20 protein-coding genes are annotated in these 22,488 nt (G+C 37.8%); 7 read left to right on the forward strand and 13 right to left on the reverse strand.

Translation table 11 applies throughout. From position 1 onward, the window contains the following. Positions 1–194 precede the first annotated feature (194 nt). The 13 genes from I6E69_RS01440 to I6E69_RS01500 all read right to left on the reverse strand — a co-directional run bounded on the left by I6E69_RS01440 (position 195) and on the right by I6E69_RS01500 (position 13,318). Positions 195–1,622, reverse strand: coding sequence for an NAD-dependent succinate-semialdehyde dehydrogenase (locus I6E69_RS01440; protein ID WP_197120431.1), 1,428 nt, complete (start codon positions 1,620–1,622; stop codon positions 195–197). 248 nt (positions 1,623–1,870) lie between these two features. Then, positions 1,871–2,209 carry an ISC system 2Fe-2S type ferredoxin gene (gene fdx, locus I6E69_RS01445; protein ID WP_002958430.1) on the reverse strand — a complete coding sequence of 113 codons (339 nt, stop codon included), beginning with the start codon at positions 2,207–2,209 and terminating at the stop codon, positions 1,871–1,873. Positions 2,210–2,220: 11 nt separating this feature from the next. After that, on the reverse strand, positions 2,221–4,083 hold the full coding sequence (gene hscA / locus I6E69_RS01450; RefSeq protein ID WP_197120432.1) for a Fe-S protein assembly chaperone HscA: 1,863 nt from the start codon (positions 4,081–4,083) through the stop codon (positions 2,221–2,223). A gap of 41 nt (positions 4,084–4,124) precedes the next feature. Then, a complete protein-coding gene (hscB, locus tag I6E69_RS01455; RefSeq protein WP_197120433.1) occupies positions 4,125–4,652 on the reverse strand; it encodes a co-chaperone HscB in 528 nt (175 codons plus the stop codon). Between the two features lie 82 nt (positions 4,653–4,734). Then, on the reverse strand, positions 4,735–5,058 hold the full coding sequence (gene iscA, locus I6E69_RS01460) for an iron-sulfur cluster assembly protein IscA (RefSeq protein ID WP_002958427.1): 324 nt from the start codon (positions 5,056–5,058) through the stop codon (positions 4,735–4,737). Positions 5,059–5,070: 12 nt separating this feature from the next. Beyond that, on the reverse strand, positions 5,071–5,454 hold the full coding sequence (iscU, locus tag I6E69_RS01465; RefSeq protein ID WP_002958426.1) for a Fe-S cluster assembly scaffold IscU: 384 nt from the start codon (positions 5,452–5,454) through the stop codon (positions 5,071–5,073). 41 nt (positions 5,455–5,495) lie between these two features. Next, positions 5,496–6,713, reverse strand: coding sequence for an IscS subfamily cysteine desulfurase (locus I6E69_RS01470; RefSeq protein ID WP_002958425.1), 1,218 nt, complete (start codon positions 6,711–6,713; stop codon positions 5,496–5,498). Between the two features lie 24 nt (positions 6,714–6,737). After that, positions 6,738–7,229 (reverse strand): Fe-S cluster assembly transcriptional regulator IscR, encoded by a 492-nt coding sequence (iscR, locus tag I6E69_RS01475; protein ID WP_007586371.1) that lies wholly within the window; start codon positions 7,227–7,229, stop codon positions 6,738–6,740. A gap of 236 nt (positions 7,230–7,465) precedes the next feature. Continuing rightward, positions 7,466–8,191 (reverse strand): tRNA (cytosine(32)/uridine(32)-2'-O)-methyltransferase TrmJ, encoded by a 726-nt coding sequence (gene trmJ, locus I6E69_RS01480; protein WP_024589846.1) that lies wholly within the window; start codon positions 8,189–8,191, stop codon positions 7,466–7,468. 194 nt (positions 8,192–8,385) lie between these two features. Then, complete coding sequence (locus I6E69_RS01485) at positions 8,386–9,141, reverse strand: class I SAM-dependent methyltransferase (RefSeq protein WP_197120434.1); 756 nt, start codon at positions 9,139–9,141, stop codon at positions 8,386–8,388. A 57-nt stretch (positions 9,142–9,198) separates the two neighbouring features. Continuing rightward, the gene (locus tag I6E69_RS01490) at positions 9,199–10,377 is read right to left on the reverse strand and encodes a response regulator transcription factor (RefSeq protein WP_197120435.1); all 1,179 of its coding nucleotides are present in this window, start codon (positions 10,375–10,377) and stop codon (positions 9,199–9,201) included. Between the two features lie 140 nt (positions 10,378–10,517). Continuing rightward, positions 10,518–12,557 (reverse strand): oligopeptidase A, encoded by a 2,040-nt coding sequence (prlC, locus tag I6E69_RS01495; protein ID WP_197120436.1) that lies wholly within the window; start codon positions 12,555–12,557, stop codon positions 10,518–10,520. Between the two features lie 86 nt (positions 12,558–12,643). Next, complete coding sequence (locus I6E69_RS01500) at positions 12,644–13,318, reverse strand: DUF2461 domain-containing protein (RefSeq protein ID WP_197120437.1); 675 nt, start codon at positions 13,316–13,318, stop codon at positions 12,644–12,646. A 78-nt stretch (positions 13,319–13,396) separates the two neighbouring features. Between I6E69_RS01500 and gorA the strand changes: the two genes are divergently transcribed. From gorA to I6E69_RS01535, 7 genes are all read left to right on the forward strand, one after another. Next, positions 13,397–14,761, forward strand: a complete 1,365-nt coding sequence (gene gorA / locus I6E69_RS01505) for a glutathione-disulfide reductase (protein ID WP_197120438.1) — start codon at positions 13,397–13,399, stop codon at positions 14,759–14,761. 253 nt (positions 14,762–15,014) lie between these two features. Beyond that, on the forward strand, positions 15,015–15,206 hold the full coding sequence (locus I6E69_RS01510; protein ID WP_197120439.1) for a hypothetical protein: 192 nt from the start codon (positions 15,015–15,017) through the stop codon (positions 15,204–15,206). 43 nt (positions 15,207–15,249) lie between these two features. Next, complete coding sequence (locus I6E69_RS01515) at positions 15,250–17,577, forward strand: ATP-binding protein (protein ID WP_197120440.1); 2,328 nt, start codon at positions 15,250–15,252, stop codon at positions 17,575–17,577. Continuing rightward, positions 17,567–18,637: a hypothetical protein gene (locus I6E69_RS01520; protein WP_197120441.1), complete on the forward strand. Its 1,071-nt coding sequence runs from the start codon at positions 17,567–17,569 to the stop codon at positions 18,635–18,637. The genes I6E69_RS01515 and I6E69_RS01520 overlap by 11 nt, the downstream gene beginning before the upstream one ends. Before the next feature lie 4 nt (positions 18,638–18,641). After that, the gene (locus I6E69_RS01525; protein ID WP_197120442.1) at positions 18,642–19,367 is read left to right on the forward strand and encodes a hypothetical protein; all 726 of its coding nucleotides are present in this window, start codon (positions 18,642–18,644) and stop codon (positions 19,365–19,367) included. Then, the gene (locus tag I6E69_RS01530; RefSeq protein ID WP_197120443.1) at positions 19,368–21,188 is read left to right on the forward strand and encodes an N-6 DNA methylase; all 1,821 of its coding nucleotides are present in this window, start codon (positions 19,368–19,370) and stop codon (positions 21,186–21,188) included. It begins immediately after the preceding gene. 462 nt (positions 21,189–21,650) lie between these two features. After that, entirely contained in the window at positions 21,651–22,487 is an 837-nt protein-coding gene (locus tag I6E69_RS01535) for a mechanosensitive ion channel family protein (RefSeq protein WP_197120444.1), read from the forward strand. Position 22,488: the final 1 nt, after the last annotated feature.

Consider the following 22,488-nt stretch of genomic DNA (forward strand, 5'->3'; position numbering starts at 1 on the left):
GGGTTATTTCTACTTATAGAAATACTTTTACTTTTTATTTGTTTTTTTATGTTGTTTTATTAACAAAAAATATGGCTCCAAAGGTAGCATTTAGTGCTCTGTGTAGCAACAGTAAAAGATAAAGTTCATATATCTGCCATATTAACGTCATAAAAAAGCGCGAAGTAAATTCGCGCTCATAAACTTAACGGGCGTTATATTTTAATACATACGTACTTTTCTTCTAAGTACTCATCAAGCCCTTGATGACCGCCTTCTCGGCCTAAACCAGATTGCTTAACACCACCAAATGGCGCTACTGGGTTTGATATAACACCTTCATTTACGCCGACCATACCAAATTCAAGCCCTTCACTAACTCGGTAAATTTGCTTAATATTTTGGCTGTAAAAATAGGCTGCTAGGCCAAATGGTACATCGTTAGCAAGTGCAAGCACTTCACTTTCTTCATCAAAAGGAATAACCGTCAATACTGGACCAAATACCTCTTCGTGGTAAATATCCATTTCTGTGGTGACATTGTTTACTATTAATGGATTTTGAAAGCTGCCACCTAAGTCACTATTATCGCCAATCAACGTCGCGCCTTTATCGAGTGCGTCTTGTACTAACTTCTGTACTTTCTCTTTGGCTTTAGGGTAAATGAGTGGACCAATATCAACATCGTCTTCAAAACCATTTGCCACTTTTAACGCTACAACCTTAGGCGTGATTTTTGACAGTACTTTGTCGAGAATATTACGCTGTATAAAAATACGGTTTGCAGCAACACATGCCTGCCCACTGTTTCTAAATTTAGCCGCCATTAGCCCTTCAACAGCTTCATCTAAGTCAGCATTATCAAAAATAATAAAAGGTGCATTACCGCCAAGCTCCATCGAGGTGCGTTTAATTGTGTCTGCACATTGCGATAGCAACTGCTTACCTACACCGGTAGAACCGGTAAATGTAAACTTACGCACAACTTCTGAATCAGTCAGCATTTTGCCTACTGTTTTGGCATCTTGAGAAACCAGTACATTAAATGCACCTTTAACAAAACCAGCTTGATCAGCTAAGTAAGCAAGTGCGATAGCACAAAGTGGTGTGTGCTCAGAAGGTTTTAATATAAAGCTACAGCCCGCAGCGTAAGCTGGCGCTACTTTACGAGTAACCATAGCAATAGGGAAGTTCCACGGCGTTATACCAGCTACAACACCTACAGGCTGCTTAAAGCTAGTTAAACGATGCGAGTCATCTGTTGGCGGAATTACATCTCCGTAACTACGTTTGGCTTCTTCTGCAAACCATTTGACAAAACCTGCACCGTAATCAATCTCACCAAGGGATTCTTTGAGTGGTTTGCCTTGCTCTTTAGTCATCAGCTCTGCAAGTGTTTGCTTGTGCTTTATTACTAGCTCATACCAGCGCATCAAGGTTTCGCTTCGCTCAGTGGCATTTGTCGTTTTTAACTTAACAAAAGCCCCTTGAGCTGCGGTTACTGCGCTATTTACACCCTGCTCGTCAATATCACTTACTTCAACAATACTTTTTTCGGTAGCGGGATCGTTAACGCTAAAGCGCGTATCAGTTTTATAAAATTCGCCGTTAATAAATGAGTCTGAGAAAATAAGATTACTCAAAATAAACCTCCGAAATAGATTTTAGGGATTGGGTTGAACTCGTAGCAGCGGGTTTAACCCGCGTTTATATAATCTAAAAAATACGTGATCATTTTGATGTTCAAGTTTGAGATTAGAAAAATTTAACTTAAAACGTTTGATATTTAAAAACGCGACATAAAGTCGCTGCTACGTATTTATAAATGCTTTCTTGAAACAAAAAAGCCGCTGTATCAAACAGCGGCTTTTAATATATACATCGTTAAAAACTAGTGCTCTTCATTAACGATATTGAGATTGTACTTAGGTATTTCAACCACTAGGTCTTCATCTCTTATAATTGCTTGGCAACCAAGGCGTGATTCAGGCTCTAAGCCCCATGCTTTATCTAGCATGTCGTCTTCTAGCTCATCACTTTCTTCAAGTGAATCAAATCCTTCACGAATCACTAAGTGACACGTAGTACATGCACACGATTTTTCACAAGCATGCGCAATGCTAATACCATTTTTAAGCGCAGCGTCGAGTACCGTTTGACCTGTAGGAGCTTCAATTGCAGCGCCGTCAGGACATAATTCAGGATGTGGAAGAAAAACAATTTGTGGCATTCTAATCTCTCTTAAATGTTGTCTACTGACTGCCCTGTAAGGGCCTTTTTAATTGATGCATCCATTCTACGCGATGCAAAGTCGCTACTCGCATTATCGACTTTTTCGATAGCTGCTTTAATTTCGCCAGGCTCTTGTGCATTTTCGCGCACTTTTACCAGTTCTGCAATTTCAGCGCGTAAGTTAGCTAGTTGCATATCGTCAAGTAATGCACCATCGGCTTCAAGTGATGCGTTAAGCGCTTCTATTACGCGCAACGCTTCTACTTGTTGCTCTTTAAGCATACGCGCTTGCATGTCGCCTTTAGCGTTGCTCATTGATTCTTTTAGCATGTTAGCTACTTGGTCATCAGATAAACCAAACGAAGGCTTAACTTGAATCTCAGCTTGTACACCTGTTGATTTTTCCATAGCCGAAACACTTAATAGGCCATCAGCATCAACTTTAAAGGTTACACGAATATGCGCAGCGCCTGCCGCCATTGGTGGAATACCTTTTAAGCTAAACTTAGCAAGCGATCGACAATCATCAACAAGCTCACGCTCACCTTGCAGCACATGTAATGACATGGCTGTTTGACCGTCTTTAAACGTTGTAAATTCTTGTGCGCGTGCTACCGGAATCGTTGTATTACGCGGAATGATTTTTTCAACCAAACCACCCATAGTTTCAAGGCCTAGCGATAACGGTAATACATCAAGCAATAACATGTCAGAATCGGGCTTATTGCCAATTAACACGTCGGCTTGAAGCGCCGCACCTAAGGCTACAACACGATCAGGATCGATTGAAGTTAGCGGCTCTTTATCAAAAAAGCTTTGTACTTGGCTACGTACCAATGGCATACGGGTTGAACCGCCTACCATAATAACTTGCAGCACTTCTTCATTTTCAATGCCAGCATCTTTTACAGCACGACGACACGAGCGCAGCGTTTTTTTAATTAGTGGCATAGCCATTTCATCAAACGTTTCGCGCGTTACTTCAACGGTGTATTTTTGATCGTAAAACTCAAGGCCCACGTTTACTTTAGCGTATTGGCTTAATGCTTCTTTACACGCTTTTGCTTTATTGATGAATAAACGTAAAACTGAAGGTGATAATGCTGACACACCTGTTTGCTGCTTAAAGTAATCAACAAGGAGCGAATCAAAGTCATCGCCGCCGAGGCTAGAGTCGCCACCGGTTGCCATTACTTCAAACACACCTTGGTGTAATCTAAGTACTGATATATCAAACGTACCACCACCTAAATCGTAAACAGCAATAATACCTTCTTGACCTGAATCTAAACCATAAGCAACCGCTGCTGCTGTTGGCTCATTTAATAAACGTAGTACGTTAATACCAGCAAGCTCTGCGGCATCCTTAGTACTTTGGCGCTGTGCGTCATCAAAGTACGCTGGTACTGTGATTACAGCCCCTAAAATTTCTTGGTTGCCAAAACTTTGCTCAGCTCGTGCTTTTAATGCAGCTAAAATATGGCTTGATGCTTTAATTGGACTAATTTTACCTGCCGCAGTTTCTATTGCTAGCGCACCATTGTGCTCACAAAATTCATACGGTAGTTGCCCATAACTTTGCTCTATTTCAGCCTGAGTTTTACCTAAAAAACGCTTAACCGAAATAAGTGTGTTAGCAGGGTCTTGCGTTGCGGCTTGTGCAGCTTCTGCGCCAACAGTAATACCGCCTGCTTGATAACGAACAACCGACGGTAACATAGCCGCGCCAAGATCATCAGTTAACGTGCGGGCTTCGCCACTTTGTACTGTTGCAACTAATGAATTGGTTGTACCAAGGTCAATACCAATAGCTAGTTTATGTTCGTGTGGTGCCGCGCTCTGCCCCGGCTCAGCAATTTGCAATAATGCCATAATGCTCTTTAAACTCGTGTTGCTCGCTTTGCAGCAAGTAATTAATCGTCAAATAAACTGTCTTCAATGCGCTCTAGTTCGTCACGCAACTTATAAACAAACTTCAGTTTACGAATATTATCTGCGGCAAGTTGATATTGCTGCTCATCGTTACTCGCTAATTGCTCAGCAAGTTGTGCACTGTATTGCGCGTTTAATTGCTTAATTTGTTTTTCAAAATTTGCAATGGCGGTATCAGGATCGCTAGCTGATGTTAGCTCTTCAAGTTCTTCGCGAAGTTCCATTTGCTGCATTAAAAACATTGGATCTTGCAAGGTTTGCTGCTCTGCACGAATATCAACGCCTAGCTCGCTCAACATATATTCGGCACGTTTTACTGGGTGCTTTAACGTTTGTAGCGCATCGTTAATTTCGGCAGTGCTTTGCACAGCCATTAACTTATCGCGGCTGCTCGCATTCGCGTGGCGATCGGGATGTACAGTACGCTGTAATTCCAAGTAGTGCTTGTTAACCGTTGCTAAATCAATATTGTAATCAACGGGGACTGCAAATAATTCAAAGTAACGCATAACTTCAACCAATAATATTCAGAAATAACAAAGCCCTACATTACCTGGCAGGGCTTATTTATACTACAAAGATATTTAAAGCTTAAACGGTAAAGCTTTCGCCACAACCACACTCATCTGCTTGATTCGGGTTATTAAATTTAAACCCTTCATTTAAGCCTTCTTTAGTGTAGTCGAGCTCTGTGCCATCGATGTAAACTAAGCTTTTAGCGTCAACAATTAATGTGACACCTTTAGCCGCAAAAGTTTCATCGTCTTCGTTTAAATCGTCAACAAACTCAAGTACATAAGCAAGACCTGAACAGCCCGTCGTTTTAATGCCAACGCGCAGGCCTAAACCTTTACCGCGGTTTGCTAAAAATGATTGTACGCGGTTTGCTGCCGCATCTGTCAATGTCACTGCCATGAGTTTCTCTTCTTACTTCGCTTGTTTGCTTTTGTAGTCTGCAATTGCTGCTTGAATTGCGTCTTCGGCTAAAATTGAACAGTGAATTTTCACTGGTGGCAACTCAAGCTCTGCACTGATATCAGTGTTTTTAATTGTCGCTGCTTCGTCTAGCGTTTTGCCTTTAACCCACTCTGTTACAAGTGAAGATGAAGCAATTGCGCTACCACAACCGTAGGTTTTGAATTTTGCATCTTCAATAACGCCAGTGGCAGATACTTTAATTTGCAGTTTCATTACGTCACCACATGCTGGTGCGCCTACCATACCCGTTGCCACTGACGGATCGTTCTTATCTAGAGTACCTACGTTACGTGGGTTTTCTACGTGGTCGATTACTTTATCACTATAAGCCATTATTCTATCCTCATTACCTGCTAGGGTATGTGCTCACACTATTAGTGGTGAGCCCATTCAACTGAATCTAAATCAATACCTTCTTGATGCATCTCCCAAAGTGGAGACATCTCACGTAGGCGACCGATAGAGTTTTTCATTAATTCGACGGTGTAATCAATCTCTTCTTCGGTAGTAAAGCGACCAATACTAAAACGAATTGAGCTATGTGCTAATTCGTCGTTACGGCCAAGTGCACGTAATACATAAGAAGGCTCTAAGCTTGCAGATGTACAGGCTGAACCTGACGATACTGCAATGTCTTTTACTGCCATAAGTAACGACTCACCTTCAACAAAGTTAAAGCTGATGTTTACAATACCCGGTACTGATTGGTCTTGTGTGCCGTTAAAGTATACTTCGTCCATATCAGCCATAATGCCGTCGATTAAACGATTACGTAAGGCGCTGATGTGTGCGTGATCTTTTTCGAAATCTTGCTTAGCAATTTTAAACGCAGTACCCATACCCACTAATTGGTGAGTTGCTAGTGTACCAGAGCGCATACCGCGTTCATGTCCGCCACCGTGCATTTGCGCTTCAAGGCGAGCACGTGGTTTACGACGAACGTAAAGTGCACCAACACCTTTAGGGCCATACACTTTATGTGCAGAGAACGACATAAAATCAACTTTAAGCTGTTGCACGTCGATTAATACTTTGCCCGCGCTTTGCGCTGCATCTACGTGGAACATAATTTTACGTTCGCGACACATTTCGCCAATAGTCGCGATATCTTGAATCACACCTAGCTCGTTATTAACGTGCATGATGCTTACAAGTACTGTGTCGTCACGCATTGTGTCGGCAAGTTTTTGTAAATCAAGTAGGCCGTTTTCTTCAACGTCCATGTAAGTTACTTCAAAACCTTGGCGCTCAAGCTCACGACATGTGTCGATTACAGCTTTATGCTCAGTTTTAGCGGTAATAACGTGCTTACCTTTTTTCTTGTAAAACTGTGCTGCACCTTTAATAGCAAGGTTATTTGATTCTGTTGCACCCGATGTGAAAACAATTTCACGTGGGTCTGCATTAATTAAATCAGCAATATCTGTACGCGCTTGGTCAACAGCTTCCTCTGCTTGCCAACCAAAACGATGTGAGCGTGACGCAGGATTACCAAACTTACCGTCCATTGTCAGGCACTGCATCATTTCTTTAGCAACACGTTCATCAACAGGCGTGGTCGCTGCGTAATCTAAATAAATCGGTAACTTCATTTCTCTCTCCGCTGCAGGTCAACCTTAAAGTTGACAGCTTACTTGAATGTTTTCCAACTGCTTAATTGCATTATTGATACTGTTATCTTGGCGCGATGCTATTTCTTTCACATCTGATTTTTCCACCAATTCAGCAAGGGTAATATTATTCAAAAATTCTTCTATGCGTGCGCTTAAGTCTGACCACAAATTATGTGTTAAACAGCGCATACCACTCTGACAGCCGGTATCGGCACCTTGGCAACGTGTTGCATCGACCGATTCGTCTACGGCGCTAATAATATCGCCAACAGAGATAACGCTCGCTTCACGTCCTAGTAAATAACCACCACCAGGTCCACGAACAGAACTTACTAGGCCATTTTTACGTAAACGAGCAAATAATTGTTCAAGGTAAGACAAAGAAATTTCTTGTCTTTGTGAAATATCAGCAAGGGCTACAGGACCTACACCTGTGTGTAGTGCAACATCCAGCATAGCTGTAACGGCATATCTGCCTTTTGATGTTAACTTCATAACGCCCCCTGCACAAAAGAGTGCAAATTTTAATTACCAGAGTAAATTAGTCAAGTATTATCACTTGATAAAAATTTGATTTAGAAACTCATACTTTTAAATTGTAGAGTAAACAAATTTTCAATACTTGACCTCTTTGGTCAAGTATTACAGCTATTGTAATTACCTGAGTATTTTAGTCAAGTATTAGCTAGTTATTTACCTATTGGTTTTTATAACTAATAGCTATACCTAAGTTACTTAGGGATAGCCTTATTAATTGAGGTGAGAATACCGCGTAAAATATTCATTTCGGCATCTTCAGGGTGAGCTCGGTTAAACAAACGGCGTAATTTAGTCATAACTAAACCAGGGTGTTGTTTGATGATAAAACCTGTTTTGAAAAGTGTATCTTCAAGGTGATCATAAAACAGCTCTGTTTGCTTTGAGCTTGGGTAAACAGCATCGTCTTCTTCAACCTTTTTAGGTTGTTGATTTAAAAATGCCATACGCGTTTCGTAGCTAAGTGTTTGTACGGCCATTGCTAAATTAAGCGAGCTGTATTCTGGATTAGCAGGAATACATACATGGTAATTACAAAGCTGTAATTCTTCGTTAGTTAAGCCGCTGTTTTCACGACCAAATACTAGCGCTACAGGGCCATTTACCGCTTCAGCAACGAGTTTTTCACCACATTCACGTGGTTCAACCATTGGCCACGAAAGCGTACGAGAACGCGCACTTGTGCCAATCGTTAATGTGCAGTCAGCGATAGCTTCTTCAACGGTACCTACAATAACTGCATTGCCTAAAACATCAGTTGCGCCTGCAGCTAATGCACTTGCCTGGCTGTCTATTTCGCAAGCAGGATCAACTAAATAAAGTTTTGATAAACCCATGGTTTTCATGGCGCGAGCCGCCGAACCAATATTGCCCGAATGTGACGTGTTAACTAAAACAATGCGAATATCATCTAAGATCATTACTGTGCTACTTTGCTATGCCAAAAAATTGCGCAAATTCTAACATGAAAGTGCAATAAGATCCTAGATTCAAAAGGCTAGATCCTAAGATCTAGCCCAATATAACAATTCTTTCATCGATAAGTGTCGCTGCAAGCAAAGTATGGTTTCAGCGACATAAGATCTAGGGGTATAACACCAATTTTTTTTGATGTTTAAACCATTGCCGCCTTTACATAGACATCAAAACGGTTCTTTTTGGTTTTGATCTGCATACTTGGGGTTTTGTCATTTAAAAATGGGGCGTAATCGGGGCGCTTTACTACTACACGCTTACTGGCGAGTGGGTAGGCAAAATCAAGTAGGTCGTCAGCGTCGTTGTCTGCACCAACTAGCTCTTGAAATACGCGCATTTCTTTTTTAACTAATGCTGATTTTTCGCGATGCGGGAACATAGGATCTAAATAAACCACATCGGGCATGCTTTCACACTGCGATAGTAGAGTATGGCTTGAGCCAAATATGAGGCTCATGTTTTCTTGCATCCACAAACCAATTTCAATATCGCTATAGGCTCGCTTTAACCCATCGTACAAAAGTGCAGCTACAACCGGGTGACGTTCATGTAATATAACTTTGCATCCAAGAGATGCAAGTACAAAGCCGTCTCGCCCTAAACCTGCGGTAGCATCAAGTACAACAGGCGTTGCACCTTTATTTAAGCCCACTGCTTTGGCAATGGCTTGGCCTTTACCACCGCCAAACTTGCGTCTATGGGCTGCAGCACCGGTTACAAAATCAACGTTAATTGCACCCAATTTGGGCTCGTCGGTTTTAAATAGGCTTAACCCTTTATCATCGTAATGCAAACTAAAACCACTACAATTTTGCGCCCATTGGACTAAACCAAAGCGTGTTTCTAATTCATTTAAATAAGGGCGACACTCTTTAAAAGCACACTGAATAACCACAATAAACTCCGACGATAAAATACGCCTGCAGTATATCAACCGCTTTACTTTAAAGCACTAAAATAGCTCTATATCACTATGGTGATTCGTATTAACCTTTGCTGCTTGCGCTTTACTACGTAAATTAGATATAAGCTCATTGCGGCTTTCGGCAACTTGTTTAAGCTGATATTTAATAAAGGCTAAATCGCTATTAGCCGAGACAAATAACTGCATTGTTTGATCCAATTGAGATATATATAAAGTGAGATCTGCAGGGTTAGCCTGTGCTTGTTGTAGCTTAATAGCGCAGTCAAGTTCATGTAGCTGCTCTATAAATACTTTAGTACTTTTGTTTTGCTCTACATTTTGACTATTTAACTGCTTAACAATATCTTGAAGGGCTGTACTTATTTGAGCTGCTTGTTCATAACTGCTTTCGCTTCTTTCCATGTTAACAACCTTCTCGTTGGTCACTTCTAATATATGCGGGAACAGATCTTTGTAGCGCCCGTACAAGGCATAGTTATCAACAGGCATATTTTTTATCAAAAGGGATACTTTGGGATAATTAATAATAGTACTGCTACCAATATCAACAAATCGTTTGGCATTTCGATGCTGCTCTAGCAGCTCTTGCTCTAACGGGCAAACACCACTTTGCTGGCTGTAAAATATACCTTTGCTTTGATACCAAAACACAACCACGACATCTAAATTTAAAGGAGCAAAAAATGCTAAAAAATACTCACTCAACGATTGAAAATTATTAACGTGATAACTTTGCCCAACGTAGCGCATTATACGCCCCATATCGCCGGACTCTGTCATTGCTATTTCAGCTGTTTTATTCGCTTTTGCTATATCCAATTTAAGTTTTGCGCATTTTTGCCTATATTCGTAAAGTACCTTTATTCGCGCTATTAACTCTTCTGCGTTAAAAGGTTTTGTAATGTAATCGGATGCGCCGACGCTGTAACCTTTTACCCGATCGCTCAGCTCTATTTTAGATGAGAGAAACATAACGGGAATATCTTGAGTATTTTGACTTTGCTTTATTGTTTTACATACGTCATAACCTGACATACCTGGCATTTCAATATCGAGTAAAATAATATCTGGGTTGTATTTATTGGTTAGCCTTAATCCTTCATCGCCATCTTTTGCATGAATTATTTTACAAAACCCTGCTAAAGACTCTTCAATTATATGATGAACATACTTGTCGTCATCAATTGCCAATACCAACTTTGCCATGCCTTAGTCCATTTTATTAGGTGTGCTAAAAGCATAGTACGACAGGATGAAATTACTAAAAATTATTGGATAATAATTTTAAAATAATAAAAAAGCGCCATTAAGGCGCTTTAATTTGGTTTGTGCTGAACATTCAATTTTTAAACAGCAATACCGCTATGACGTAGTAACGCGTCGACATTTGGCTCACGACCACGGAACTTTTTAAATAATTCCATAGGCTCTTCACTGCCGCCTTTTTCTAAAATGTTTTTTAAGAATGCTTGGCCTGTTGCGGCGTTAAAAATACCTTCTTCTTCAAATTTAGAATAAGCATCGGCAGAGAGTACTTCAGCCCATTTATATGAGTAATAACCTGCACTATAACCGCCGGCAAAAATATGACTAAAACCATTTTGAAAACGGTTAAACTCAGGCGGTTTAACGATTGATGTGCGGCTACGTACATCGTTTAGTACTGCTTGAATTTGGCATTGCTCACCCACTTTGTAATCGTTATGGATTTTAAAGTCGAATAACGAAAACTCAATTTGACGTAGCATTTGTACGCCTGAGTTATAGTTTTTAGCAGCAAGTAACTTATCAAGTAACTCTTTAGGTAACGGCTCACCCGTTTCATAATGACCTGAAATAAAGCTCAGGGCTTCTTCGTCATAACACCAATTTTCTAAAAACTGACTAGGAAGCTCTACCGCATCCCATGCAACACCATTAATACCCGCAACAGGAGCAGCATCAACTTGTGTCAGCATGTGGTGAATACCATGACCAAACTCATGAAATAAAGTAGTTACTTCGTCATGAGTAAACAGCGCCGGTTTATCGCCAACCGCCTTATTAAAGTTACACACTAAATAAGCCACTGGAGTTTGTAGTTCGCCGTTAGCACGTACTTTACGACCCATACAGTCATCCATCCACGCACCACCACGTTTGTGGTCGCGTGCATATAAATCTAGATAAAAGCGTCCACGAAGCGTATTGCTACTATCTACAATTTCAAAAAAGCGTACATCTTTATGATAAGTATCAAAATCAGTAACTTCTTTTACGCTAATACCAAATAAGCGATTAACGGTTTCGAATAATCCACTTAATACTTTATTTGCAGGGAAGTAAGGACGTAGTACTTCGTCTGAAATTGCATACTTTTCTTGCTTAAGCTTTTCGCTGTAGTAACCAAAATCCCATGCTTCTAATTCAGAAATACCGTGTTTTTGCTCAGCATACGCCTTTAGCTCGGCCACTTCTTGCTCTGCTTGTGGTTTTGATTTAGCTGCTAGGTCTTCTAAAAATGAGAATACTTGTTCTGGTGACTCTGCCATTTTAGTCGCGAGTGACTTTTCAGCGTAGCTGTTGAATCCTAGTAACTGTGCAAGTTCATGACGAAGCGCAAGCTCCTCTCTCATAATATCTGAGTTATCAAACTCACCGGCGTTAGGGCCTTGATCTGATGCGCGCGTAGAAAACGCAGTGTAGGTTTCCCTGCGTAGTTCGCGGTTATCTGCATAAGCCATTATTGGTAAATATGATGGAAAATCGAGTGTAAATAACCAGCCATCTAATTCTTTACTTTTTGCGGTATCGGCTGCAAGTGCAAGAGCTGATTCTGGCAAGCCAGCTAAGTCGCTCTCATCAGTAATATGCTTGTGCCACGCTAAAGTCGCATCCATTACATTGTTGCCAAATTTTGAGGCAAGCTCAGATAAACGTGCGCTTATTTCACCATAGCGTTTTTGTTGTTCTGGCGCTAAAGCAATACCCGATAATTTAAAATCACGCAGCGCATTAGTAATTGTTTTTTGCTGTGCTGTAGTCAGCGTTTTAAATTCGTCGCTGTTATAAAGCGTATTATACGCGTTGTATAAACCTTGATGCTGACCTACAAATGTTGAATATTCAGATATTAACGGTAAGCACTGCTCGTAAGCTTCGCGTAATTCGTCGTTATTCATTACTGAATTTAAATGCGATACAGGGGAAAACATGCGCGATAATTTATCGTCAGCTTCTTCAAGGGGTAATACTAAGTCATCCCACGTGTACGAACCTTTAGCTAACACGTCATCAATGGCTTTACGACAAAGCTCAATACCGTCTTTTAGTGCGGGTACTACATACTCAGGCTTTATTTTTGAAAATGGTGGTAAGCCTTCAAGGCCAATTAGTGGGTTGCTCATAAATACTCTCTTTGCGTTAATGCATTAGGTTTTAAATTGGGTCTAAAAGTAAAAAAACAACTCAACTGCTTTTAAGTTGTGTAATTTTAATAGGGTTGCTCCAGAGCAAAACACAAATAACCCATTAATGAGTCAGCCACTTTATAATGCTCTAGTACCGTATCAACTAAATTATTGCTACATACTTGCTTTTGAGTCAGCGGGCTAATGGCTATAAAGTCTTTTCGCTTGAGCTCATTTATTAATGGGTGCTCTTTTTCAAAACCTCTTGGTGGGCGTTTTAGCGACTCTCCTGACATTTCAAAAATAGATTTAAATTGCTCATTATAAATTGCTTTTTTATAGCTATTTGGGTTTTCATCTATGCAGGTTCTAATTGCGTTAAGCGCCTTTGATTCTGGTCGCCAAATACCAGCACCTATAAAACATTCGTCATTTGCTAAGTGAAAATAAAAACCCGGGGCGTGTACGTTTTTTCCCATAAAATGGCGAAATTGAATCCCTACATTAATTTTATATGGGGTTTTATCTTTACTAAAACGCGCATCCTTATGGATTCTCATTAAACTACCGCCCACTTTTTTATCTGATGCGACAAAATGGCTAGAAACCTCAGCAAGTGGTGCTTGCATTTGCCTAATGAAATCTAAAGCGGGCTCTCTTACGTATTCCTCATACTGTGATTTATGGTCGTTAAACCAGTCTCTATTATTGTTTTGATCAAGCTGAGCAAGAAATTCGAATGTTTTTTTACTAAACATAGGTCACCTAAACACTCTTTATTTTTAAAACTTAATGTTATGCTAATGCGCATAAAACTCAACGCCTAAGGACATAAAATGACACAACACTTTGATTATATTGCAATCGGTGGTGGCAGTGGTGGTATTGCCTCTGCAAATAGAGCGGCAATGCGTGGCGCTAAAGTAGCACTTATAGAAGCAAAACACATGGGCGGCACGTGTGTAAACGTAGGCTGCGTACCTAAAAAAGTAATGTGGCACGGTGCTCAGGTTGCCGAAGCTATTAATTTATACGCCCCAGATTACGGCTTTAATGTTGAAGTTAAAGGCTTTGATTGGAGCAAGTTAGTAGAAAGCCGCGAAGCCTACATAGGCCGAATTCATAAAGGTTATGACAGTGGCCTTGCTAGCAATGGCGTTACTGTAATTAAAGGCTTTGCTAAATTTGTAGATAATAAAACAGTTGAAGTAAACGGCGAGCATTACACAGCCGATCACATATTAATTGCAGTAGGTGGGCGCCCAAGCATTCCGCATATTGAAGGTGCTGAGCACGGTATCGATTCTAATGGCTTTTTTGAATTAAAAGAGCAACCTAAACGCGTTGCAGTAATAGGCGCAGGTTATATAGCTGTAGAACTTGCTGGTGTATTACATGGTTTAGGTACTGAGACGCATTTATTTGTTCGTAAGCATTCTCCGCTTCGTAACTTTGACCCGTACATTGTAGATACGCTTGTTGATGTTATGGCTGCTGAAGGCCCTACTCTTCATACAGAGTCTGTACCCCATAAATTAGTTAAAGAAGACGATGGCTCAGTAACGCTTCATTTAGATAACGGCAAAACTCACAACGTTGATCAAGTTATTTGGGCTATTGGCCGCGAGCCAACAACCAATGCTATTAACGTTGCTGCAGCTGGCGTAGAAGTAAACAGCAGTGGTTTTGTAAAAGTTGATGAGTATCAAAATACCACAGCTAAAAATGTATACGCGGTAGGCGATATAATCGAAAACGGTATTGAACTTACACCGGTAGCAGTTAAAGCAGGGCGTACTTTATCTGAGCGTTTATTTAATAAAGAACTCCCAGATGATTTAAAAATGGATTACAGCTTAGTTCCTACGGTTGTATTTAGTCATCCACCGATTGGTACTATTGGTTTAACTGAGCAAGAAGCTATTTCTCAGTATGGCGAAGAAAACGTTAAAATTTATCAATCTGGTTTTACGGCTATGTACACAGCGGTAACTAAACATCGCCAGCCTTGCAAGATGAAACTTGTATGTGCCGGCCCAGACGAAAAAGTAGTTGGTCTACATGGGATTGGTTTTGCGGTTGATGAAATGATTCAAGGTTTTGCAGTTGCCATGAAAATGGGCGCAACTAAAGCTGATTTTGATGCAGTTGTTGCAATTCACCCGACTGGCTCGGAAGAATTTGTAACGATGAGGGGCTAGTGTAGAGTTTTCACCTATACACTTTTCTTATTCTGGAAATGTACATAGGTCAGGTTAACATCTGGCCTTTTTAAATTCATATCTATTAAAAAATTTCAAGCGCCTAGATGCTTATTTCATCAAATGCTCTTATTGAGATAAAAATATTGATTTGCTCAATATATGGTAGCTTTAAATTACTACTATAGAGAGATATATTCACTACAGAATAAAATTAAATAAAATAAAAGTATTGATAAAAAAACGACTGTTGGTGAACTGGCCTCTCTCATGTTCAATTGCTCAGTTTGAACGCAGACTTATTTCGGAACAAACTAAAGCTGGATTAGATGCTAATCGAGATAAAAAAGCAATGTTAAATGATCCTCAAATAACAAAAGCTGAAGTTGCTGAACATTTCGGTATAAGTAGGACAACATTAAATGAATGGCTAAATAAACAATAATAATCATGTTGCTTTGACTTACATATAGCTTGGAAATATAAAAATGGAAGATAAATTAGTTAAACTTAATGAGTTGAAATCTCAACTGACAGCTCATTTAGCAAATGATGGGCTGGATCACGGTTTAGTTTTAAAGCTTAGTCATGAAATTGCTGCATTAGAAGAAGGTAAAGTAAGATTTTCTATAGATGCAGGTGTAATTGATAGATTAGGGCAAGAACTTGTTGCGAGGCAGGAAACAGCAGTATCTGAGCTAGTTAAAAATTCTTTTGATGCTGATGCAGAATTAGTGACGTTGACTTTTAAAGATTCTGATTCAATAGGCGGTACTCTTATTATTGATGATGATGGCGATGGTATGACTCGTGACGAATTAGTTGACGGGTTTATGAGAATATCTTCTACATCAAAAATTCATAACCCTTTATCGAGAAAATTCAAAAGGCAACGAGCTGGTCAAAAAGGTATTGGCCGTTTTTCAGTTCAAAGACTTGGCTTAAATTTAACAATTATTACACAGGTCGCTGATTCCGATTTTGCCTTGGAACTTAAGATAAATTGGGATGATTATAAAAAAGATTCAAACCTTTTAACTATTTCAAATGAACTTGAAATAACAGAAAAGGTTAAAGAAAGCGGTACAAGATTAATTATCAGTGGCTTACGAGATAAATGGAGTCAGGCTTCTATTCAAAGAGTGTATCGCTATGTAGCTAACATCATGCAACCTTTTTCTCTAGCTGATGTTGTGACAATAGAAGAAAATAGTAATGAAAACATTGATCCTGGTTTCAGGGCTGTATTTTATAAGAAGGAAGGGAAAGAAAAACCTAAAATTGTAGCTGATCAAGCAGTAATGATTTATGACCATGCTGTTGCAGAAATTCATGGACAGATTGATAGTAGTGGAATTGGTATTTATACGGTGGATAGTAAAAAGTTGAATATTAATGAAATAGGTGAGATAGGAAATGATCCTGATGACTCCACTATTCCATTCAGTGAGCTGAGAAATGTAAGATTTAAAGCATTTTATTACATCTATGATTCAGACTTAATTTCTAAAATTCATGCTTCAAGTATACGAAAGCTTGCTGGGCGGGAGGGAGGAATAAAGTTATACAGAAATGGATTTAGAGTGCTTCCATACGCGGAACCCGGAAATGATTGGTTAGATCTAGACAGATCAGTCAGAAGAAGAACTATACTGCCTCAACATTCAAATATAAATTTCTTTGGTTTCGTAGAAGTTAAAGACCCTGATAACTTTTTTAATGAGACATCAAGTCGAGAAGGAATAATTGAAAATGAAGCATTTATTCAATTAAGAAACTTTGTTCATAGAACTATACTTGCTGGTGTGCTGAAAGTAGCAGCTATTAGGAACATAAAGCAAACACCTTCTCAACTTAAAGATGAAAAAGGAAATTATGAAGAAATAAGTGTCCGAATTAAGAATATAGCAAAGACAATCGAAGAATTAGAAAGTGAATTTGAAGACGAAAATGGTGGAAATAAGAAAAGACGAAAACGTAAAACTCAATCAATTAAAGAGGCCGTGGAAGAATTGGATGCTTTACATAAGTCAGAGTTAAAAAAGACTATTAAAGAACGTTCAATGTTGCGGGTTTTAAGTAGTGTTGGTCTAACCGTTTCACAGTTTATCCATGAAATTAAACACCATATGGATCATATTAAAAGTGACATTTCTTTCCTTATAAGTGAATTAGAAGGAAATAAAGTAGCACTAGGACGACTCACAATACTAGACTCTAACTTCGAATCATTTACTAATTATACCTCTTATTTTAATGACGTTGTCTCACAAAATATTATCCGAGACATTCGCCCTCAAAATATGTTGAAAATATTAAAAAGTTTTGTTGACTCAATGGGACCTGATGCCTTGAAATCTGGAATTGAGTTATTACCTCCTAAGTTTAGTAAAGATTGGCTATATACAAAATCAATGCATCCTTCTGAATGGTCTTCTGTATTATTTAATTTTTATACAAACTCTAAAAAAGCAATTCAAAGAGCAAAATCAAATGGGAAGATATTCATTGAGTGCGGTGAAGAAGAGGATTTAATTTTTATAGAGTTTTCAGATAATGGCGATGGAATAGAGATTGGTGCTGAAGAAAAAATATTTGATGAATTTTACACAACTACAAGCGTAAGTTCATTGGCAGAGTTAGACCAAAATACAGAAATTTTAGGGACTGGATTAGGATTAAAAATTACCAAGGACATTATTAAAGGATATCGTGGGAATATACGTGTTGTTTCACCGAAAAATGAATTTTCAACCTGTATACGAATCGAAATTGGTAAAGCAACAGATAAGGAGTTAGATGAGCATGGCATATAAAATTGTTTACATAGAAGATCAAGATGCGAAATCAGTTATCCATGATTTATCACAGTGTGATTTAGAAGCAGTTCACTGCCATCCAGAATCATTTAAAGACACTATTACGGAAGTAAACAATACTGAGCCTGATTTAATATTAATGGACTTTAGGCTTATGCAAGGAGGTGGTGAAGTTAATGCACCTGCAATTGCTCAATATTATAGAAGTTTGTCTATTGATGATCCTACTTTATGTTTGCCTATAGTTTTATTGTCAAATGATACTAAGATCCATGGATTTTATGATGACTTTACTAGTCATGATCTCTTTGATTTTTTTATAATTAAAGAGAATTTATCGGAAAATAAAGAAAAGTATTCACTTCTAATGAAGGAACATATTGAGTCTTATAAATTAATTTCAACGTTGCAGGCTAAAGATAATGATTTAGCCGAATTATTGAGTGTCCCAGAGAAGCTAGAGCTAGACATAGATCCTCGTATCAAAGAAACTTTAAGAAGCAAGAAGTATCAATCTAACGTTTATATGGCTTCAACATTTATTTTTAATAATGTTGTTAAGTCTATAGGTGTCTTAATCGGGGAAGACGTTCTTTCTGCACGGCTTGGGATTAGTAAGGCCTCAGAAAGCTGGTATGAACTGTGCGCTCTACTTAAAGAGTGTAAATATAAAGGTATTTATTCAGGTTCATATCAAAGGTGGTGGGCTGATGGAGTTGAAGTCTGGTGGAATGAAACTATTGGAGAGTCAAATCACCTTAGGAGATTTAACTCTGAAGAAAAATTAAAAATTATTTGTGATAAATTCCCTGATCTTAAACTTCAAAAAGTAGAAGGTGATCCAACAACTAAAACAGATAACTTTTGGACTATCTGTCAATGCAGCTTCCTACCTGTAGATCCTAGCGAAGCTTTTGAAATTAAAGCAGACTTAACATTAATGCCCTGGCTAGATACACAATATTATTCTTATGAAAGAGTTAGAGATTATGACTTAAATGATGAATTAACAGATATTGAAAAATCTCGTTATAAAGAAATCGCTAGAGGGAGTTAGTCAAATGGAATGGAATAGAATTCGATATGGAAATGATCTCGCACAATTTGCAAAATTGGTTAAGAAACATGATCCAGATAAAATTTTTAAAAACTTGGATAGTATCTTAAGTGTTGCTCAAGGAAAATTAAATGGCGCTAAAGGAAATATTTTATCAATTGAAGCAAATGGAATAGAACTTATTCTAAAGAAAAGGATAGCAGGAACAATTCCATGCGATCTTCAATCAATTACAATTCTTTTTGAATCTAAAAGTGAGTTTGATTTATCTATAGATGTAGAAGTGAAAGATAGGATTCTTGATACATATAACTTTCAAATAGGAGTTAAAGGTATTAATGGTAAAGGAGAACATCATAACGCTTGGCATCTTGATAGAGACATACGTAAGCCTAATTCAGGATATCCAAGATACGATCATCCTCTATATCATTTTCAACCGGGGGGAAATAATTTAGAGGGAAAAGATATAATAGGGGCTGTATTCATTGGTGCACCTAGATTACCGCACCCTCCAATGGACGTTATTTTAGGTATACATTTTATTTTAAGGAATTTCTGTAGTACTAGAGATTATCCATTTTTTGATAAGCTATTTGCTAAGCCTGATTATCAAGATATTGTTAAAAGAGCAAAAGAGCGAATGTTTATTCCTTATTTTAAGGCTTTCAGTGAAGGCTGTACTAATGAAGATTATACGATGAAAAATGTATTTCCAATGGCTGTTTAAATGAAGAAAGATATATTTAATTTTTTAAAGTCGTACTCCTGCGGCACCCTAGAAACCAATAGACTAATTGTTTCGTCATTCTTGATGGCTAATAACGTTGAGGTTACGCGAAACAAATTAATTAGTTCTTTGTGTATTAATACAAATGATTCTGACTTTCAACAACTTATAGAATTTAATCATAAACATCAAATATTAACAATAGAAGATTTAATTACAGCATTTGAATTTGTCATTTCTCCTGAAGAAAAAGTCGTTACGGGCGCGATATACACACCTATAAAAATTAGAGAGTTTATAGTTACCAGTGTGCTATCTCAAACGTTAGATGATAAACCAAGTGTATGTGATATAGCTTGCGGTTGTGGCGGATTCTTATACACATCAGCAAAAACTCTTAAAGAAAACTTAAACATTTCATATAAAGAAATTTTTGAAACGCTTATCTTTGGGATTGACTTGATGGACTATTCTATTTTACGCTCTCAAATATTATTATCCTTACAAGCCATTATTGGAGGAGAAGATGAAGAGGAGTTTAATTTTAATTTATATGTAGGAAACTCATTAAATTTTGATTTTAATTCTGTAGTAAATAACTTTAGCGGTTTTTCAGCAATAGTTGGTAATCCACCTTACGTTTGTTCAAGAAACTTAGATGTAGTATCCAAGACCCTGTTAAATAAATGGGAAGTATCTTCAACGGGACACCCTGACTTATATATTCCGTTTTTTGAAATAGGTCTAAGCCTTTTAAAGGAATGTGGGTACCTAGGTTATATAACTATGAACTCTTTCTTTAAAAGTTTAAACGGAAGAGCATTGAGAGCTTATTTCAGCCGCAATAAATTTCATATGAATATTCTAGATTTTGGAGGCCTTCAAGTTTTTGATTCTCGCTCCACTTACACTTGTATATGTTTAATTCAAAATAACCCAACAGATAATATCTCTTATAAAAAAGTGACCTCCATAGATAAACTTAGTCTGAAAAGTCTGAAAAATATGACGTATCAGAAGCTAAATGATCATAACGGATGGTATTTTCAGTCATATAAAATTATCAATAAAATTGAATCGATAGGAACTCCCTTCTATAAAGTTTTCAATTCAAGCTGCGGCATAGCAACATTAAAAAATAATGTATTTATAATTGATTATATCGATGAAGATGAGGAATATTACTATTTATCTGATGGTGAGAGGGTAGAGAAATCAGTATGTGTTGATATTATAAACCCAAATAAATTTATAAGATCAAACAATATAGATAGGATAAAAAATAAAATTATTTTTCCATATGTTTATACTGAAAAAGGTATTTCTATAATTCCTGAAATTGAATTCAAAAAACAATATAGTGCTGCATACACATACCTTAAACGTCATAAAAAGGATTTATTGTCAAGAGATAAAGGAAAAGGAAATTACCCTGAATGGTACGCCTACGGTAGAACTCAAGGTTTAGAAAAAAGAAAATATAAATTATTTTTCCCACATATAACACCGATAATACCAAATTTTGTTTTAACAAATGAAGAATTACTTTTATTCCATAATGGCATGTCATTGATAAGTGAAGATAGAAATTCTATGTTATTGGCTCAAAAAATAATGCAATCAAATCTATTTTGGTTTTATATTATAAATACAAGTAAACCATACGGTTCAAATTATTTTTCGTTAAGCCGTAATTATATAAAATCTTTTGGTATCTATGATTTTAACGAAGAGCAAAAAGAGTATATCGTTAATGAGAATGATCAAAAGAAAGTAAACGAGTTTTTAGAAGAATTATATGGTATCTCTATCCCAGTATAAAAGCCCTTTCTGTCAAACTAGTTGTCGCGCTTGATATTTGACCATTAAATAGAGGCCGTGGAGTAACAATAAAACATTATTCAGCGCAAAGCAGAGAGTCATCGACTTTTCAGAAGATGATGCCACCAAATAAAATAGCAATAGCCAAACTATCTATCGATATGGGTATTGCTGAATCAATCTTGTATAACTGGCGAAAGTAAGAAATTGATAAGGGATATTAGGTGTCAGGTAATGAAAAGAATGCTGAGCAGTAGGCATCAGTAAATAAACTTTCAGTCGTGTTGGAAACGGCCTCTTTAAACCAAGCTGAGTTATCGCAATATTGCCGAAGCAAAGGTCTTTATGTAGAATAAGTATCGGTCTGGTTAAATTATTAAATAGCATAACATTTCTTTATTAATCGGTACCAAAAACCACTGTACCACTACAACTGAATCAACTCGTATCGAACTGGAAATCATGCTAACAGATATATTATCCCACCCATTTCTTATTTCATTAGTGATGATCACAATTGCATTTGTACTAAAAGTACTTGTTGATAAGCTCGCTAAAAATCGCTCAGAAAAAAAAGAAAAAGATATTCGCTACATCGCACACAATATTAAGCACTTTATTAATTTTGTAATGATGATATCGCTGCTATTTGTGTGGTCTACTGAAATTCAAAACTTTGCACTTTCTATTGCTGCTTTTGCTGTGGCGATTGTGCTTGCAACGCGTGAGTTTATTCAGTGTGTGATAGGCTTTTTTTACCTCGTAACAACTCGCCCGTTTAGAGTGGGTGATTGGATACAAGTAGGTGATTACTTTGGTGAAGTAGCTGAAACGGATTGGATAAAAACAACCATGCATGAAATTGATATACATACTTATCAATTTTCTAGAAAAACCATATACATACCTAATAATAAGCTGATTACCAGCTCTATTAAAAACTTAAACTTTGTAAAACGCTTTGTTACACATCATTTTATTATTGTTCGTCGAGAGAGCTTTAACCCGTATCCTATTCACGACACACTCACTGAACAAGCTAAACTCTACTGCGAAGAGTTTCAAGAAGTAGCAAGTCGTTATAATTCAATGATTGAGCGTAAACTCGATGCAAAAATATCTGGTCCAGAGCCGGTAATTCACTTTGGTACAACCGATTTAGGTGAATTTAAAGCAAGCTTCACCTTGTTTTGTCCGACAGAAAAAGCGCTTGAGATAGAGCATAAATTAACAGAGTGCTTTTTTGCGTTATGGTATAAAGAAGCTGAAAAAAATAAAGAGGATGAAGGAGAAGTATAAA

It is taken from the genome of Pseudoalteromonas sp. NZS100, from assembly GCF_015864815.1.
In the GTDB taxonomy this organism is placed as follows: domain Bacteria; phylum Pseudomonadota; class Gammaproteobacteria; order Enterobacterales; family Alteromonadaceae; genus Pseudoalteromonas; species Pseudoalteromonas distincta.